This window comes from Amycolatopsis sp. NPDC114504 (assembly GCF_055633595.1).
This window is the reverse complement of the sequence record NZ_JBVKDU010000004.1, coordinates 738,750-756,490: the sequence shown is the minus strand read 5'-3', so window position 1 is coordinate 756,490 and position 17,741 is coordinate 738,750. Positions and strand designations below refer to the sequence as shown.

Here is a 17,741-nt window from a genome sequence, read left to right as displayed (position 1 = left end):
GCGAAACGTTTTCGGGTCGGTTGACGCTGTTCGCGCGCCGCTGGCACGTTCGATCTTGCGAGAGCTCCTTCACTCACCTGGGGGATGAAGGCGCTCTCGGTGACTGGGGAAGGCGGAAGACCGCATGGCGAAGAGCGATGGCCGACGTAGGGGATCACGTCGGCACCGCGCCGGGGGAGGCCGGTGAAGGTCGCCGGCAGTTCCCGCCCAGGCGCGGGAACCCACTGATCGACCCGTTCCGGGAGTCCGGCCGCCGTCGAACGCGCGCGGCCGGCCGCGAGCGCGGGCACGAGAGCTGAGCGGTACCTGTCCGGCGGAGTCGCGTCACATCCTTTGACACCAACGAAGTGATCGTGGCGGACGACGCCGTCTTCGTCGTGCCGGTGGTGCCTCACCGGCCGAAAAGTCTTCTGCGGATTTCCCCGCTGTTCCGGCAAACCGAGAGAAAGTGTGTTGTCGTCATGAACTTGAGATCGAGAGTTCTTGCACTCCTCGCGATGGCCCTGCCCGCGGTCCTGCTCGGCGCCACGCCGGCGCCGGCGGCCACGGCCCAGACCGTGGAGATCGCCGCGCCGGCGAGCAGCGGCCTTCCGCCCTACGTCGCCGTCATCAAGACGGTCACCGCGGAACGGCTCGCTTCCAGCTGGCACGAGGGCTGCCCGGTCGGTCCCGACCAGCTGCGGCTGGTGAGCCTGAACTTCCTCGGCTTCGACGGTGCGGTGCACCGGGGCGAACTGGTCGTCAACGCCGACCGCGCCACCGAGGTCGCCCGCACCTTCGCCGACCTGTACTTCGGCCGGTTCCCCATCGAGCGGATGGAGACCGTCGAGAAGTACAACTCCGACGACGACGCGTCGATGGCGGCGAACAACACCTCGGCGTTCAACTGCCGGGCGATCACCGGCGGCACCGCGTGGTCCAACCACTCCTACGGGCGCGCCATCGACATCAACACCGTGCAGAACCCGTACATCTCCGGCAGTGGCGCGGTCTACCCGCCCAACGGCGCGCCGTACGTCGACCGCACGCTCACCACGCCCGGCATGATCCACGCGGGTGACGTCACCGAGCAGGCGTTCACCACCCGCGGCTGGACCTGGGGCGGCTCCTGGGACACCCCGATCGACTACCAGCACTTCGAGAAGCCCTGACGCCGTAACGAAAATTCGCCCGGGATCGTCGCCGGACAGGTCGGCGGCGGTCCTGGGCGGATCGTCGATCCCGAAAGGTGCGGGCAGGGGATTGCTGGAAGCCACGGTGCTCGGTCCCGTCGGCGCGCGGGTCCGGGGGACGCCGGTCCCGGTCAAGGGACGGCTGGGGCGCACGGTGCTCGCCGCGCTGGCGCTCGCCTGCCGGCGGCCGGTGTCGGTGGAGCGGCTGATCGACGCCCTGTGGGGTGAGCTGCCGCCGGCCACCGCGCGGACGCAGGTGCACATCCAGGTGTCCAAGCTCCGGGCCTCGCTCGACCGGGCGGGCGCGGCGGGAGCCGTGGTCACCGTGTCGAGCGGGTACCTGCTGGACTGCCTCGTCGACGTCGACGAGGTGCGGCGGCTGATGGGCACGGCCGGTGCGGCCGGGGATCCCGCGGACACGGCCGTCCTGCTGCGGTCCGCGCTCGACCGGTGGACCGGGACGCCGCTGGGCGGGGTGACCCCGCACCTGGCCGGCGCGGAGCTGCCCCGGCTGGAGGAGCTGCGGATCTGCCTGGTCGAGGAGTGGATCGACGCGGAGATCCTGTGTGGACGGTCCGCGCGGCTGCTGCCCGAGCTGACCGCGCTGGTCCGAGCGCACCCCCTGCGCGAAGGCCTGCACCGCCGGCGGATGCTGGCCCTGCACCGCGCCGGGCGGCGGGCCGACGCGCTGGCGGCGTTCCAGGAGGCCCGGCGCGTGCTGCGCGACGAGCTGGGGATGGATCCGCCCCGGGAGCTGCTCGCGCTGGAGGCGGAGATCCTCTCCGTCGAGACGCTGCCGGCCGCGACCGTGGTGCCCGCGCAGCTGCCGCCGCGGACGTCCGGGTTCGCCGGGCGCGACGCGGAGTCGGCCGCGGTCCGGGCCGCGGTGGCGCGCCGCTCCGACGCGCCGCCGCTGGTACTGGTCACCGGTATGCCCGGGATCGGCAAGACGGCGCTGGCCGTCCACGTGGGCGCGGCGTCCGTGCACGCCTACCCCGACGGGCAGCTCTACGCCGACCTGCGGGGCGCCGACGCCCGGCCGGCCGCGCCGCACGAGGTCCTCGCCGGCTTCCTGCGGGCGCTGGGGGTGCCGGTGCGGTCGATGCCGGCCACCGTCGAGGAGCGCACGGCCGAGTTCCGCAGCCGCACCGCGGGAAAGCGGGTGCTCGTGCTGCTGGACAACGCCGCCACCGTCCGGCAGATCGAGCCGCTGCTGGTCGCCGACCCGGGCTGCGCCACGATCGTGACCAGCCGGTCGCTGCTGCCGGAGGTCGAGCCGACGGTCCGGGTGCCGCTCGCGCCGCTGTCCGACCAGGTGGCCGGGACGGTGCTGGCGAACGTCGCGGGGGCGGCCCGGCTGGGGGAGCGCGAGGACGCGGTTGCCACGGTGATCGAGGCGTGCGGGGGTGTGCCGCTCGCGTTGCGGATCGCCGGGGCGCAGCTCGCCGCGTACCCGAAGCTCAGCGTGGCGGAGCTGGCCGCGCGGCTGTCCGACGAGTCGACGCGGATGCGGGAGCTGGTGGTCGGGCAGCGCAGCGTGCGGGACAGCCTCGACGCCAGCTTCCGGTTGCTGGACCGGGACGAGCGGACCGCGATGCTGGCGCTGGCGGCGATCGGGGCGCCGACGTTCACCGGCTGGCCGCTCGCGCCGGTGCTCGACGTGCCCCTGGCCCGCACCGGCGAGGTGCTGGCCCACCTGTGCGCGATGAACCTGCTCGACCAGGCCGGGCCGGGGCGCGACGGGGTGCCTCGCTACCGGATGCACGACCTGGTGCGGGCCTACTGCCGCACGGTCGGCCCGTCACTCGACCCGGGCGCCCTGGACCGGCTGGCCGGGTGGGCGGTCGCGCTGACCGGGCACGCCTACGAAGGCATCCTGGGCCTGCGGGCCGGGTACGCGGTGCTCGCCGAGACCGCCGCGCCGCTCGACCGGGACGTCATCGGGCGCGTGGTGCGGGAACCCCTGCCATGGGTGGGCGCGGACGTCGACGTCCTGCTCGCCGTGTTCGGCCTGGCCGTGCGCGGCGGCCGGCCCCGGGCCGCGGCGGCGCTGCTGCTGGTGCTGCGGGCGCCGCTCGTGCGGCTCGACCTGTCCGACCACGGCGCCCGGGCGGCCGCGCGCCTGGCGAACGTCGCCGGCCCGGACCCGGTCGTGCGGGTGACCGCGGCGCTGGTCGCGGCGACGGCGCGGATGCACCGCGGCCGGTACGCCGACGTCGTCGCCATCCTGAGCGAGGTGCCGCTGGCCGACGTCGACCTCGCGCTGCGGGCGGAGGTGCTGACCAAGCTGGGCGACGCGTACGAGCGGTGCCGCGACTGGCACCGCGCGATCACCGCCGTGCGCGAGGCGATCGTGTGCCTCCGGAAGTCCGGCAACCTGGCGGGGATGTCGGGCTGCCACGCCACGCTGGCCGCCCTCTACCGGGACCACCTCGGCGACCTCTGCGCGGCGAAGGTACACGGCACGAAGGCCCTGCGGCTGGCCGACGCCGCCGCCGACTGGAAGGGCCGCGCGCAGGTGCGGCTCGTGGTCCTGCGCACCGCACTGGCCTGCGGCGACGCGGTGACCGCGGCCGCCCTCGCCGACCAGGCCCGCTGCCTGGCGGAGCAGAACGGCGACCTGATCGGCCAGACCTGGTGCCTCACCGCCGAAGCCGACGCCCACCGCGCGAACGGCGACCTGGACGCCGCCCGGAGATCCGCGGACCGGGCGCTGGGCCTGGCCCGCCGCACCCGCCGCCCGGACGCCGAGTCCGCCGCGCTGCTCGCACTGGCCTCGATCGAGCTGGCCGCCGGTGACCGGGCCGCCGCCCGCCGCGTCGCCCACGCGTCCCTGCGTCTGCAGGACGAGTTCGACAGCCCGGTCGAACGGGCCGGGGTGGAGAAGGTGCTGGCGGAGATCGACTGTCAGCTGCCCTCCGGCGCGGGGCGGTGAGGGACCGCGCCGGCCACGCGGGCGACGTCGATGTAGCCGAGCTGGCGGGAATCCTCGCTGTGGCCGGTGTTGTCGCCGGCCACCACCACGCGGCCGGCCGGGACGACCGGGTGGTCCGCCGCCAGCCAGGCGGGGACCGGGTCGCCGGCGACCGCGGCGACCCGTTTGATGCGCCAGGCGACATCGATCGTCTCGGACCGCGGCCGGAAGACGATCACGTCGCCGACGCGGTAGTGCCGCCGCCGGGTCGCGACGACCCGCTCGCCGTCGTGGAAGGTCGGGGCCATGCTGTGACCCCGGACGTGGGCCACCACGAACCGGCGGCGCAGTACGACCACCAGGACCAGCAGCACCAGCGCCGCGAGCACGACCCCCGCGGCCATCATGCTTCCACCATCGCGTATCCCTTGGCCTGCAACGAGAACAGCCGGGCGTACTCGCCGCCCGCGGTGAGCAGCTCGTCGTGGGTGCCCTGCTCGATCACCCGGCCGCCGCCGAGCACGACGATCCGGTCCGCGCCGCGCAGGGCGGACAGGCGGTGGGAGATCAGCACGCTCGTCCGGCCGGCCCGGTGGGCGCGCAGGGCCTCGTGGGTCCGGGTTTCGGCGTCGGCGTCCATGCCGGAGCTGGGTTCGTCGAGGATGAGCAGGTCGGCTTCGGCGCGCATGAGCGACCGGGCCAGCGCCACCCGCTGCCACTGGCCGCCGGACAACGCCGCGCCCGCCTTGTCGTCGACGTCCAGGAACGCCCGGGACAGCAGGGTTTCGTAGCCGCGCGGCAACGCCGACAGCGCCGGGTCGATCTCGGCCAGGCGGGCCGCCGCGCGAATCCGGTCGAGATCGCCGAGGCGCGTGACGTCGCCGATGCCGATGTTGTCGGCCGCGGTCAGGTCGTAGCTGGTGAAGTCCTGGAACGTGGCGCCGATGCGGGCCCGCAGCTCCGCCGGGTCGCAGGAGCGGATGTCCACGCCGTCCCAGAGGATCCGGCCGCGGTCCGGGTCGTAGAAGCGGCACAGCAGCTTCACGAGCGTCGACTTGCCCGCGCCGTTCACCCCGACCAGCCCGACCGCCGCGCCGCGGGGGATCACCAGGTCGACCCCGCGCAGCACCCACGGGCCGGTCGGGTCGTAGCGGAACCACACGTCACGCAGTTCGATGCCGGCCGTCAGCTCGGGCACGGCGTCCGTCCCGGAGACCAGGTCCGGCGCGGTCCTCACGACTTCGAGGTAGTGCCGGAACAACCCGAGCGAGCCGCCGGCCCGGCCGACCTGGCCCAGCAGCGCGCTCACCGGGGACTGGATGCCGGCCACCGCGGCCGTGAAGAGGGTGACGTCGCCGATGGACAACGACCCCCGGGCGGCGCCGGTCGCGGCGACCACGAGGGCGACGCCGGCCACCACCGCCGACACGATCGCGGCGGTGACCCCGGCGACCGCGATCCGGCGCTGCATCGCGCATTCGCCGTCCGTGGCCCGGCGGACCGCGGCCACCATGCGTCCCCGGAACAGATCCGTGAGACCGAAGAGCCGGATCTCCTTGGCCGCCCGGATGTCCGAGCACAGCGAGCGGAACAGGAAGCGCTCCCGGTGGGTGGCCATCATCGCCTCGGCCTCCCGCACGCGCAGGCGGGACAGGGTCAGCTGGGAGATCGCCGCCGCGGCCAGTGACGCGGCCAGGAGCCCGGCCATCGGCGGCCACACGAGCAGGACCGCGCCGCCGAACGCGAGGACGGCGACCCCGGCGCGCACCGACTCGACGGTCAGCGCCAGCACCGCGGGCGTCGCCTCCTGTGCGCCCTGCTCGGCCAGCCGCACCTGGTCCAGGAACGCCGGGTCCTCGAGCCGGCGCAGCCCGGGCAGCGCGCCGACCGCGCCGACCAGCCGGTCCTCCGCCTCGATCGCGGACTTGGCCCGCACGACCGAGGTGCAGTACGAGGCGATCGCGGTGATCGCGGTCGCGAGGGCGAGGCCGGCCGCCGAGCCGATGGCCAGCAGCACGATCAGGCCCCGGTCGCGGCCGCCGACCAGCTCGTCGAACAGCAGCTTCCCCAGCCAGGCCGACACCGCCGGCACGGCCGCGGCGAGCACCGCCAGCGCGATCGCGCCGCCGGTGGCCGCCCGCGACGCGCGCCAGGCGATGCCGAACGCGGGGCCCGCCGTGCGGAACAGGTTCATCGGGCGTGCTGCGGGCGCACGGCGTCGAGGTCGTGACCGGCGGCGGCGATCCGCCGGTCACGCACGCGGATCAGGGTCGGGGTCACGTCTCCGGCGTCGAACGCGGCCGACACGGGGCTGCGGTCGCCGACGAAGGCGACGCGCACCGCGGGGCCCAGACCGGCCGCGTACTCGACGGCCTTGTCCCGGTCACCGCCGTCGAGCACGAACGCGACGGTCGGCTCGGTGAGCTTGCCGGCGAGGCGTTGGCACGGCCCGCAGGTCGGCGAGAGGAAGGCGACGAGCGCGTCGTCGAGTTCGCGGTCGGTGACGGTCACGCCGTCGGCGTCGGTCACCTCGAACGCCCCGATCTCGGTGCCCACCGCCGGCAACGCGGGCGTCGCCGGCCGCCGCTGCTCGTTCAGCATCCTGATGATCGCCGAGGACAGCAGGAGGTTGAGCACCGTCAGCACGGCCAGCACCGCGACCACGGCCACCAGGAACGACATGAAGAACCTCTTTCTGTGTTTTCGCTCAGCCGCGGGCGGTGTCCGGCTTGCGTATCAGGCCGGCCAGGCTGTCCCAGTTGATCGCGACGAGCGCGGCGGACGCGCCGACGAGCACGGCGGCCGCGACGGTGTCGAGGCCGAGCGCGGGTCCCGCCGGGACGGCGAGTGCGGCGGCGGCCCACGCGGCGAGCAGGGTGTTGCGGACGAGGTGGGTACGGCCGAGCACCGCCCCGGAGCGGCCGAAGCAACGGCAGGTGACGCGGCGGTCCAGCCGCATCGACCGGGCGATCGCGACGCAGAACACGAGCATCACCGCCGTCGCCAGCCCGAGCCCGAGCCGGTAGGTGGCGGGGAACGCGACGAGCACGGCGACGGCCAGTTCGGCGACGGCGGTCCCGGCGGCGATCGGCAGCCAGCCCACCGGCGACCGGCCGAGCGGCGCCAGCGAGTCGGCGAACTCCGCCAGCCGCACCCGCCCGGCGAGCTTGCCGACGGCCGCGACCGCGAACACCAGCCCGACCAGGACCCGGGCGGCGAGCACGAACTGGGCGCCGATCATCGGTGGATCTTCCTTTCGGTGCGGGCAAGGCACCGCCTTTCCCGCCACGAGGGCCGCGGCGGGAAAGGCGTGGGCGCCGTGGTTACTTGCAGCTGCCGTAGCAGTCGTAGTGGAACGTCTTGCAGACCTGGCCGTGCTCGGGGACGCAGGCGCCGGCCTTCACCTCGCGCAGGAACAGCCCCAGCAACCGGTCACCCAGGGTGTTGATCATGCGAGCCATGATCACTCCTCTCACTAGCGGGAATCGACCGGGAGATCGTGGCTCAGCCTCGCTATCCGTTCGCTATCGCGGCGAGGCCGGGCACGGCTCCCGGCCGTCGACGGCGATGCCGAGCTGCCGGGCGGCGCCCGCGGCCTGGCGGCGGGAACCGACGGCGAGCTTGGCCAGGATCGCGGCGACGTGGTGGTCGACCGTGCGGACCGACAGCATCAGCTGGGCCGCGATGTCGGCGTTGCGCAGTCCGTCGGCGAGCAGGGCGAGCACCTCCAGCTGCCGCGTGGTCAGGTTCGCCGGGTTGGCCACCGTGGCCGGGCGGGGCCCCCGCGGTACGCGCAGGCCGCCGAGCCGCCGCAACCGGCGCCGCAGCCGGCGTGCGGCCGCCGTGGCGCCGAGCCGGTCGAACGTCTCCAGCGCGCGCAACGACGCGGTGTCGTCGCTGCCGCCGGCCAGGGCCTCGGCCTCCTCGTACGGGCAGTTCAGCTCCGCCCACGCCGCCGCGGCTTCGCGCCAGTCCCCGGTGAGCAGCAGCCGATAGGGCTCCGCGTACCAAGCGGAGACCTCGGGCTCGGCCCCGGCGCGGCGCAGCCACCACGCCAGTTCGCCCGCGTACCAGGGATGACCGGCCCGGCGCGCCAGCTCGAAAGCGGCGGTGAGCTCGGCCGTCACCGGGATCGCCGCGTGCCCCAGCCACGTGTGCTCGGCCTGCGCGGCGGCGACCAGCGCGATGCCTCGCACCTCTCCCATCGCCCGGGCCGGGACGGCCGCCTCGCGGAGCAGCCCGGCCGCGGAAGCGTGGCCACGCCGGGCTTGCAGCCGTCCCAGCGCGCACAACGCCGGAACCACGATCGCGCCGGCCGGCCGGCGCCGTCCCAGTACGGCCAGCGCGTCTTCCTGCGCGCCGGGCCAGTCGCCGTGACCCAGGCGCTGCCACGCGCGCAGCGAGAGCACCTGCGTCGCGATGCCGGGCAGGTCGTGCCCGGTGGCGAAGCCGAGCGCCCGGTCGAGGTCCCCCGGGCGGGGATCACGGCGCGCGACGCCGTCCGCCGCGAGGTTCACCCACGCGCGGGCGGCGTCCTCGACCAGCCCGTGCTCCCGCGCGAGCGCGTGGCCTTGGTTCAGGTCACGACGCCCGGCGGCGTCACCGGCGGCGAGCCGTGCGGTACCGAGGTCGATCAGCGCCGGAGCCAGGCTGACCGGATCGTCGAGCCGCGCCGCCATCCGCATCGCTTGCCCACCGCGCGCGAGCGCCGCCGCGGGGGAGTGCGCGAGCGCGTCGAGCTGGGCCAGCGTTCCGTACGCCAGCGCGAGCTGCGGGCCGTCACCGCCGGGCTCCAGCGTCTCGACGGCGCGGTGCGCGGCCGCCTCCGCCTGCTCGCGGTGGCCGGTCCACCAGTAGAGGCGGGACAGCAGGCGCAGGTTCTCGCCGATCTTTTCCCGCCGGCCGGCCGCTTCCCGCAAGGAAAGCGCCGTCCGGCGGGCGGTCACGGCCTGTTCGGCGTCACCGGCGAGGAACAGGTGCAGCGCGAAGGACTCGAACAGTTCGGCACCGCTGTGCCCGGGCAGCCGGACCGCCGCCCGCGCGTACCGCAGGACCGCGGCGGTGTCGTTGCACTCCCCGGCGTGGTGGACCAGCCGCGCCGGGTCCACCTCCCCGCCGGACGGCCGCGACGAGAGCACGCCGAGAATCCGGCGGTTCAGCTCGCACCGGGCGAAGGCGGGCAGCGAGTCGTGCACCATCCGCCGCAGCAGTTCGCGCCGGAACCGGATCCGGTCACCGGTGCTGGACAGCAGACCGGCGCACAGGCACTCCTCGAGCACCGCGGGGCCGGCCGCCCCGGCGCCTTCGAGCAGCCAGGGTTCGGCCCCGTCCGGACTGACCGCCACGAGGCGGACGACGTCCTGGGCCGCCGCGCTCAGGCCGGACAGCCGGGACCGCACCAGAGCCCGGATCTTCGGCGGTGCGTCATTCCCGGCCGCGAGCAGTTCGGTGACCAGCAACGGGTTCCCGCCGGTGAGCCGGTACAGCTCGGCGCCGTCGTGCCCGGCCCGCCGGCCCAGCGCGGTGACCGCGTCCCGGGACAGCGGCGGCAACCGCAGGTACGACACGTGTTCCGACGGGAGGCTGGCCAGCACCGCGTGCAACGGGTGGTGGACGCCCAGTTCGTCGTCGCGGTAGGTCAGCAGGATCAGCGCCGACGTGCGATCGAGCCGGCGGCCGAGGTACGCCAGCAGAGCGAGGGTGGCGTCGTCGGCCCAGTGCACGTCCTCGACCACGACCACGATCCGCCGGTGCGCACGCGCGAGCCCGCCCAGGAACGCGGCGAACGCCTCGGCGCGGTCGCCGGTGGCCGGCAGGGCCGCAAGCCCACCACCGACCTGGGCGTCGATGTCGTGCAACGGACCCAGCGGGCGTGACCGCGCCAGCGGGTCGCACAGCCCGACGAGGACCTCCGCTCGGCCCGTCTGCCGCTGCGCGAACGACCGCACCAGCGCGGACTTCCCGCTCCCGGCCTCGCCGGTCACCAGCGCGATCCGGCCGGTGGGCCGGTCTTCGTCCGACGCGCGCTCGAGTTCGGCCAGCAGCGTGTCGCGCTCGAGTAGTTCACCAGTGCTCGAAAACGCCCGTGCCGGTTCCCGCGCCATCCGGGTCAGCGGTTTCACGAAGTCCCCCTAGATTCGTGTGGCAACGCATCTCAACCCTCCCGTGATCCGTCGACAACCTGTCGACAGTCGGGATGCACCGCAGGTCGTGCCCGCCCAAAATGGGCAACGGGGCGGCCAAAACAGGCAGTGTTCACCGATCCCGCGACCGGCGACCCGCGCGACGCTTGCTCCGGCATCCGATGGCGCAGAACCGGAAGAGGGTGTTCCCGCATGCGGTTCCTCCACGATCTGCTCACGGTCCAGGCCCGGGAAAGACCGCACGGGACCGCGGCCGTCCTCGGCGGCGACTCGAGCACGTTCGGTCAGGTCGACGCCGCGGCGTCCCGGGTCGCCGCCGGTCTGGCCGCGCTGGGGGTGCGGCCGGGCGAGCGCGTCGGCCTGCACCTGGACCGCTCGCTGAACCTGCTGCCCGCACTCTTCGGGCTGCTCCGGGCGGGCGCGGTCTGCGCGCCGGTCGACCCGGACGACCCGCCCGAGCGGCGGTCCGCGATCCTGGAGTTCTCCCAGGCCGGCCTGGTCCTGACCGAGCGCGCTCTGCTCGGCGCTCCCTACCCGGCGGGCGTGCGCACGGTGGCGGTGGAGGACCTGCTCGACGCCGGCGGCGGTCACGAACCGGTGGACCTGCCGGCGGACGCGCTGGCGTTCATCTTTTACACCTCCGGCTCCACCGGTGTGCCCAAAGGCGTGATGCTCACCCACCGCGCGTTGCTCAGCGGCCAGCAGTGGCTGCAGCACAGGTTCGCGCTGCGGCCCGGCGACCGGCACCTGCTGCGCACGACGCTCAGTGTCACCAACCTGGTCCGCGAAGTGTTCTGGCCGATGTTGTCCGGCGGGACCACGATCATCGTGCCGCCCGGCGAGCACAAGGACCCGGACCGGCTGGTCGAGCTGGTCACCGGCGCCGGGGTGACGACGGTGATGGTGGTGCCCGCGTTGCTGTCCGGCATGCTCGACAGTCCCGGTTTCGCGGCGAACACGTCGCTCCGGCACGTGTTCTGCAGCAGTGACGCGATGCCGGGCGAGCTTCCGGAGAAGTACTTCGCCACCGGCCTGCCCGCTCGGCTGTACAACATCTACGGGCTCACCGAGGCGCTCTACGGAGCTTGCTGGGAATGCCTGCCCGGTGCGGAGTACGAGGGCTTCGTCCCGATCGGCTTCCCGGCCGAGCTGGACCTCGCGGTGCTCGACGCGGACCTGCGTCCCGTCGCCGACGGGCGGACCGGCGAGCTGTGCCTGTCCGGCGTGGGCATCGCCGAGGGCTACGACCGGCTGCCCGAGCTGACCGCGGCGAAGTTCGCCGAGACGGCCGCGGGCCGGGTGTTCCGCACCGGTGACCTCTGCCGGCGCGTCGGCGACGGCCCGTTCGAGCTGCTCGGCCGGATCGACGACCAGGTCAAGATCGCGGGCCACCGGGTGGAGCTGGGCGAGGTGGAGGCCCGGCTCAAGGAGGTGCCGGGCATCACCGGCGCGGTGGTCTCCGGACGCCGCGGCGCCGGCGGGCACCAGCGGCTCGTCGCCCACCTCACCTGCGCGGACGAGCCGCCCGGCCCCGCCGCCCTTCGCGGATACCTGGCCCGGCACCTGCCCGAGTACATGATCCCCGCGTCGTTCTCGGTGCTGGACGCACTACCGCTGACCCACAACGGCAAGGTGGACCGCCGGGCCATCGGGGAGCTGGCGGGAGCCCGCCTCGAGCTCGCCGAGGAGTACACCTCTCCCCGCACCGAGCTGGAAGCCGAGCTGTGCCGGTTGTGGGCCGACGTGCTGTCGCTGCCCCGGGTCGGGGTGCATGACAACTTCCTGGCCCTCGGCGGCGACTCCATCCAGGGCTTCATGATCAGCGCGCGGGCCAACCGGGACGGGCTGGGGCTGACCGCGACCCAGGTCTTCGCCACGCCGACCGTCGCGGAGCTGGCGGCGCACATCGGCGAGCTGCGCCGCACCGGCGCCCGGCAACCCGACTTCGTCCCGGCCGGCTTCGCGCCCGGAGACCACGACGCCGACGACTCCGGCGACATCGAGAAGGTCTACCCGCTCACCGAGATGCAGAAGGGCATGCTGTTCCACTCGCTGCTCGACCCGGAGTCCGCGGTCTACGTGGAGCAGTTCCTCTTCACCCTCGACGGCGAGCTCGATCCGGAGGCCTACCGGCAGGCCTGGCAGCGGGTGGTCGACCGGCACGAGATCCTGCGCGTCCGGATCGCCACCGACGGGTCCGCCGAGCCACGGCAAGTGGTGCAGCGCCACGCCGAAGTGGTCTGGACGGTGCTGGACTGGTCCGGCGACGACCCGGCCGGCCAGCGCGCCAAGCTCGTGGAATACCTGTCCGAGGACCGGCAGCGTGGCTTCGCGTTCGAGCGGGCACCGCTGTTCCGGCTGATCCTGATCCGGGTCGGCGACGCCCGGCACCGGCTCGTGCTCAGCTACCACCACCTCATCCTCGACGTGTGGTCGCTGTTCCTGATGCTGCGCGACTCCCTGGAGTTCCTGCGCGCCGGGCACGCCGGCGAAGCACCCCGGCTGACGGCGACCCGCGCGTTCGGCGACTACGTGTCCTTCATCGGCCAGCAGGACACCGGCCCGGCCCGCGAGTACTGGCTCGACCAGCTCAGCGGGTTCCGCGGCCCGACCGCCATCGGCCGGGCGGTGCAGCGGGGGCTGTCCGCGAGCGGGCACGAGCTGCACGCGGCGGCCGGCTACCCGATCGCGGCGGACGTGACCGACCGGCTGACCGCCTACGGCCGCGAACACCAGCTGACGCTCAACTCGCTGGTGCAGGCCGCGTGGGCCGCGGTGATCGGCGGGATCAGCGGCCGCGACGACGTCTGCTTCGGCATGACCGTCACGCATCGCCCGGTGGCGCTGGCCGGCGTCGAGGAGATGGTCGGCATCTTCGTGAACATCCTGCCGATGCGCTTGCCACTGGACGCCGACCAGCCTCTCGAGCACTGGCTGCGGCAGGTGCAGCGGACCCAGATCACCGCGCGCGCCAACGACAACTACCCGCTGCCGCTCATCCAGCAGGACCCCGGGCTGCCCAGCGGCCACCCGCTGTTCGAGTCGCTGCTGATCTTCGAGAACATCCCGCACGGCATCGGCTGGGCCGAGCTCGGCGACGTGCGGGTGCGGCACGAGGAGAACTTCGGCTGGACCAACTACCCGTTCACCGCCGGGGTGACGGCGGCCGGTGGCCGGCTGTCCTTCCAGGTCGAATACGACCTCGCCTACTTCGACGCCGGGTCGGTGGACCGGGTGATGACCGCGCTGAGCGAGGTCCTCGACGCGATCGGCCGGGCGACCGGCACCGATTCGGTCGGCAAGCTCGTCGGCCTGGTCGAGGGCGCCCAGCCCGGGTGGTCGGCGCCCGACCCCGCACTCGCACCCGTCCGGGCCGACGTCGAGGCGGCGCCGCCGGAGACCCCGCGAGAGGTCGAACTGGCCGGGGTCGTGGCCCAGGTGCTCGGACTGGACCGGGTCGACGCGCGGACACCCTTCCTCGAGCTCGGGGGCAGTTCGCTCGCGGCACTGAAGCTGGTGGCGCTGGCGAAGGAGAAGGGCTTCACCCTCGCGCTGCGGGACCTGTTCACCGGCGAGGGCACGGTCCGCCGCTTGGCGGCCGGCTAGCGGTACGGCCAGGGGGGAGAACGGAATGACCACGCCAGCCGGACCGGTCCGGCGCTACAGCCTGCTCGGCGTCGGGTTCGGCCCCTCGCACCTGTCGCTGAGCGCGGTGTGCGAGTCCACCCGCGACCCGGCCGTGCGGGCCCGCGTGCACTGCATCGAGGCGAAGCCGGAGTTCGCCTGGCACCCGGACATGCTGCTCGACGGCGCCCGGATGCAGGTGGCCTTCCTCAAGGACCTGGTCACCCCGCACGACCCGACCAGCTCGTACTCCTTCGCCAGCTACCTCGTCCACAAAGGACGGCTGGAGCAGTTCCTCAACCTCGGCACGCTGCACCCGACCCGGCGGGAGTACGCCGACTACTTCCAGTGGGCCGCCGAGCGGCTCGCGCACTACGTTTCCTACGGCTGCGCGGCCCAGCACGTGCGCCCGGCCGCCGGCCGCGACGGCGTCGTCACGCACCTGGAGGTGGATCACCTCGACGGGCGGGGTGAGCCGCGCACGGTGCTCGCCGAGAACTTGTCCCTGGCGCCCGGCGGACGGCCGAAGATCCCGTCCGGGGTGGCACCGGCCGCCTTGGCGAGCGGCGCGGTGTTCCACAGCGGCCGGTTCCTCGACGGCATCGAGCGGTTCCGCCGGCGGAACCGCCTGCTGCCGTACCGCTTCCTCGTCGTGGGCGCCGGCCAGAGCGCCGCGGAGATCTTCCGGTACCTGGCCGGGGAGTTCCCAGCCGCCCAGATCACGTTGGCGCACCACGGTTTCGCCCTGCAGCCCGCGAACAGCAGCCCCCTGGCCAACGAGATCTTCGACCCGGAGTCGGTGGACCTGTTCCACGGCGCCGGGCCCGATCGGCGCCGCGCGATCCTCGGCGAGCTGCGGACGACCAACTACGGGGCCGTCGACGACGAGGACATCCACTCCATCGCCCGGCTGCTCTATGACCAGCGCGTGCACGGCGGCGACCGGCTGCGGCTGCGCCGGCTCACCGACCTCGCCGGCGCATCGACCGACGGCGCCGGCGGCACCCTGGTCCGGGTCGCACTGCGCGACCTGCTCACCGGCCGCACCGCGCACGACCGCTACGACGGGGTCGTGCTGGCCACCGGCTACGACTTCCGGGAGGCGCGGGACCTGCTGACCGGGATCGACCCGTACCTGGTCCGGGACTCCGCCGGCGCCTTGAAGGTCCGCCGGGACTACTCGGTGGAGACCACCGCGCGCTTCCGGCCGAAGGTGTTCCTGCACGGTGCCGCGGAGCACACGCACGGCCTGTCCAGCACGCTGCTGTCGGTGCAGGCGCACCGCGCCGCGGACATCCTGGCCGCCACGTTCGGCGAGCGGACCGACCGGCCCGCCGGCGGTCCGCCGCCCCTGCCGATCCACCTCGAAGGAGCCGACAAATGAGCAGCATCCAGATCCAGCGTCGCGCGGAGGCCGTGACCCGCGAGGAGTACGGCTGCGCGTTCCGCCGGATCCTGCCGTGGGGGCGGACCGGCCCGTCGGACACCGGCCTCGGGGTGTGCGTCGTCGCGCCGGGCGCGGTGTCCACCCCGCACGCGCACGTCGACCACGAGCAGTTCTACGTGGTGCGCGGCGCGGGGCTGGTGCACGTCGACGACGAGGTGACCGCGATCGCGCCCGGGGACGCGCTGGTCGTGGCGTCCCGCCAGGTGCACTGGTTCGAGAACCACTCGGCGGCCGACGAGCTCGAACTGGTGTCGGTGTGGTCCGCGGGGCCGTTCGGGGAGCACCCGTGAGACGCTTCCTGGTCACCGCGACCCCGCCGACCACCAACGGCGACCTGCACGTCGGTCACCTGGCCGGCCCCTACCTCGGGGCCGACGTGTTCTGCCGCGCCCAGCGGCTGCTGGGGCACGAGGCGCTCTACGCCAGCGGCGGTGACGACCACCAGACCTACGTGGTGACCACCGCGCAGGCGCTGGACCTGCCCCCGGCCGAGCTGGCCGCCCGGTGCGGCCGGGACATCCGGGAGACGCTGCGCCTGGCCGACATCGACATCGACGCGTTCACCACCGTCGACGAGGTGTACCTGGCCCGCGTGCGGGCGTTCTTCACCCGGCTGCACGACCGAGGTGCCCTGGTCCGTCGCAAGTGGACGTTCCCGTACTGCGAGCGGACCGGGCGGTACCTGCTGGAGGCGTTCGTCACCGGCTACTGCCCGGAGTGCTTCGCCACCACGTCCGGCGCGATCTGCGAGAGCTGCGGGCACCCCAACGACCCCGGCTCGCTGCTGTTCGGCACCGGCACCGGAGCCCCCGCGCGCGGCCGGGTACGACCGCGCGAGGTCGAGATCCTGGTGCTACCACTGGAAGACCACCGCGAGCGGATCGCCGCGTTCTTCGCCGGCCGCCGCGAAACCATGCGGCCGCGGGTGCTGCGGTTCGTCGACGAGATGCTCTCGCGGCCACTGCCGGACTTCCCGGTCACCTACCCGGCGGACTGGGGCGTGCCGGTGCCGTTCGCGGGGTTCGCCGGGCAGGTGGTCAACGTCTGGGCGGAGATGCTGCCCGGTCTCATGCACATGGCCGAAGTGGCGCGTTCGCGACGCGCACCGGAGCCGGCCGCGGGGGTGTGGGCGGCGGACTCGGGCTACGAGCTGGTGCAGTTCCTCGGCTACGACAACACTTTCTACTTCTCGCTGGCGCACCTCGGCCTGGCTTTCGCGCACGGTGACCTGCTCGCGCCGGCGGCGATCGTCACCAACGAGTTCTACCACCTGGACGGCGCCAAGTTCTCCACCAGCAGGCGGCACCTGGTGTGGGCCCGCGACCTGGTCGCCGCGCACGGGGCCGACAGCGTGCGCTTCCACCTGGCACTGCACAACCCGGAGCAGCAGCCCGCGAACTTCACCGAGCCGGAGTTCCGCAAGACCGTGAGCGCCCGGCTGTGGGAACCGCTGGCCGCGATCGAGGCCGCGGCCGGGGCGCGGCCCGCCGGCGGGAGCCCGGAGCCCGCGTTGCTGGCCCGGTACCGCGACCGCATGCGGCGGGCCTACACGCTGGAGACGTTCAGCCTGCGGCAGGCCGCCGAGTCCACCGCGAACCTGCTCGCGCTGCTGGCGGCGCGGGCCGGCACCGATCCGGCGCTGGCCGGGCACGGCCTGCGGGCCGTCGCGGAGCTGGCGGCACCGCTGCTGCCGGCGTTGACGGCGCGGCTGCGTGACGAGCACGGGTGGTCATGAACCTCTTCTGCTTGCCTTACGCGGGTGGGTCCGCGCGCGTCTTCGCCGGCTGGCAGGAGACGCTGCCGGCGTCGATCCGGCTGCGGCCACTGGAACTGCCCGGCCGCGGCCTGCGCTACCGGGAACCTCCCGCGACCGACCTGCCCGCGCTGGTGCGGGACCTCGCCGGAACCGTGCTGGCGGAGGCCGGCGAACCGGTGGCCGTGCTCGGCTACAGCTTCGGCGCCTTCCTCGCCTTCGAGCTGGCCATCGCCCTGGAGCGGGACCACGGCGTCGCGGTGCGGCACCTGATCACGGCGTCGGCGCGCGGCGCGGTGTGCCCGCCCCGGAACCCGTCCGGTCAGGTCCGGGGCGCGCGGGAGCTGCGTGAGCGGCTGGCGGCGATGAACGGGACCCCGCCGGAGGTGCTGCGCAGCGAGGAGCTGATGGAGATCATGCTGCCGGTGCTCCGCGCCGACTTCGGGCTGGCGGACCGCTACCAGTACCGTCCCGGCCCGCTGCTGGACTGCCCGATCACCGCGTTCGGCGGCGCCCGCGACGCGGCCGTGAGCCTGCCGTCGCTGCTCGCCTGGCGTGAGTGCACGACCGGACGGTTCCGCGCGCACCAGCTCCCGGGCGACCACTTCTTCCTCCACGCCGCCCGGTCGCGGTTCCTCACCCTGATCGCCGGCGAGCTCGAGCGACCCCGCACCACCGAGGAGTGACG

13 protein-coding genes are annotated in these 17,741 nt (G+C 74.0%); 7 read left to right on the top strand and 6 right to left on the bottom strand.

The window, feature by feature from the left end:
- The first annotated feature begins 461 nt into the window (after nucleotides 1-461).
- Both ACZ7PG_RS33010 and ACZ7PG_RS33005 read left to right on the top strand, forming a co-directional pair.
- Nucleotides 462-1,151 (top strand): M15 family metallopeptidase, encoded by a 690-nt coding sequence (locus tag ACZ7PG_RS33010; RefSeq protein ID WP_470243051.1) that lies wholly within the window; start codon nucleotides 462-464, stop codon nucleotides 1,149-1,151.
- A 91-nt stretch (nucleotides 1,152-1,242) separates the two neighbouring features.
- The gene (locus tag ACZ7PG_RS33005) at nucleotides 1,243-4,107 is read left to right on the top strand and encodes an AfsR/SARP family transcriptional regulator (RefSeq protein WP_470243050.1); all 2,865 of its coding nucleotides are present in this window, start codon (nucleotides 1,243-1,245) and stop codon (nucleotides 4,105-4,107) included.
- Here the strand turns inward: ACZ7PG_RS33005 and ACZ7PG_RS33000 are convergent.
- From ACZ7PG_RS33000 to ACZ7PG_RS32975, 6 genes are all read right to left on the bottom strand, one after another.
- Nucleotides 4,080-4,493, bottom strand: a complete 414-nt coding sequence (locus ACZ7PG_RS33000; protein WP_470243049.1) for a S26 family signal peptidase — start codon at nucleotides 4,491-4,493, stop codon at nucleotides 4,080-4,082. The two genes, ACZ7PG_RS33005 and ACZ7PG_RS33000, sit on opposite strands and share 28 nt — an antisense overlap.
- Nucleotides 4,490-6,280: an ABC transporter ATP-binding protein gene (locus ACZ7PG_RS32995; protein WP_470243048.1), complete on the bottom strand. Its 1,791-nt coding sequence runs from the start codon at nucleotides 6,278-6,280 to the stop codon at nucleotides 4,490-4,492. Before ACZ7PG_RS32995 ends, ACZ7PG_RS33000 begins: the two co-directional genes overlap by 4 nt.
- A complete protein-coding gene (locus tag ACZ7PG_RS32990) occupies nucleotides 6,277-6,768 on the bottom strand; it encodes a TlpA family protein disulfide reductase (protein WP_470243047.1) in 492 nt (163 codons plus the stop codon). The genes ACZ7PG_RS32995 and ACZ7PG_RS32990 overlap by 4 nt, the downstream gene beginning before the upstream one ends.
- A 25-nt stretch (nucleotides 6,769-6,793) precedes the next feature.
- Nucleotides 6,794-7,327 carry a MauE/DoxX family redox-associated membrane protein gene (locus ACZ7PG_RS32985; RefSeq protein ID WP_470243046.1) on the bottom strand — a complete coding sequence of 178 codons (534 nt, stop codon included), beginning with the start codon at nucleotides 7,325-7,327 and terminating at the stop codon, nucleotides 6,794-6,796.
- Nucleotides 7,328-7,409: 82 nt separating this feature from the next.
- Nucleotides 7,410-7,547: a hypothetical protein gene (locus ACZ7PG_RS32980; RefSeq protein ID WP_392777392.1), complete on the bottom strand. Its 138-nt coding sequence runs from the start codon at nucleotides 7,545-7,547 to the stop codon at nucleotides 7,410-7,412.
- A gap of 63 nt (nucleotides 7,548-7,610) precedes the next feature.
- Complete coding sequence (locus ACZ7PG_RS32975; RefSeq protein WP_470243045.1) at nucleotides 7,611-10,208, bottom strand: ATP-binding protein; 2,598 nt, start codon at nucleotides 10,206-10,208, stop codon at nucleotides 7,611-7,613.
- Between the two features lie 213 nt (nucleotides 10,209-10,421).
- Here ACZ7PG_RS32975 and ACZ7PG_RS32970 point away from each other — a divergent pair, with 213 nt between their 5' ends.
- Genes ACZ7PG_RS32970 through ACZ7PG_RS32950 form a run of 5 tightly spaced genes read left to right on the top strand, consistent with a single transcriptional unit; the run spans nucleotide 10,422 to nucleotide 17,739 of the window.
- Nucleotides 10,422-13,835: a condensation domain-containing protein gene (locus tag ACZ7PG_RS32970; RefSeq protein ID WP_470243044.1), complete on the top strand. Its 3,414-nt coding sequence runs from the start codon at nucleotides 10,422-10,424 to the stop codon at nucleotides 13,833-13,835.
- Nucleotides 13,836-13,860: 25 nt separating this feature from the next.
- Nucleotides 13,861-15,237: a lysine N(6)-hydroxylase/L-ornithine N(5)-oxygenase family protein gene (locus ACZ7PG_RS32965; protein ID WP_470243043.1), complete on the top strand. Its 1,377-nt coding sequence runs from the start codon at nucleotides 13,861-13,863 to the stop codon at nucleotides 15,235-15,237.
- Nucleotides 15,234-15,590, top strand: a complete 357-nt coding sequence (locus tag ACZ7PG_RS32960) for a cupin domain-containing protein (protein WP_470243042.1) — start codon at nucleotides 15,234-15,236, stop codon at nucleotides 15,588-15,590. The genes ACZ7PG_RS32965 and ACZ7PG_RS32960 overlap by 4 nt, the downstream gene beginning before the upstream one ends.
- Nucleotides 15,587-17,035: a class I tRNA ligase family protein gene (locus tag ACZ7PG_RS32955; protein ID WP_470243041.1), complete on the top strand. Its 1,449-nt coding sequence runs from the start codon at nucleotides 15,587-15,589 to the stop codon at nucleotides 17,033-17,035. Before ACZ7PG_RS32960 ends, ACZ7PG_RS32955 begins: the two co-directional genes overlap by 4 nt.
- Nucleotides 17,032-17,739 (top strand): thioesterase II family protein, encoded by a 708-nt coding sequence (locus ACZ7PG_RS32950; RefSeq protein ID WP_470243040.1) that lies wholly within the window; start codon nucleotides 17,032-17,034, stop codon nucleotides 17,737-17,739. The genes ACZ7PG_RS32955 and ACZ7PG_RS32950 overlap by 4 nt, the downstream gene beginning before the upstream one ends.
- The last annotated feature ends 2 nt before the right edge of the window (nucleotides 17,740-17,741 follow it).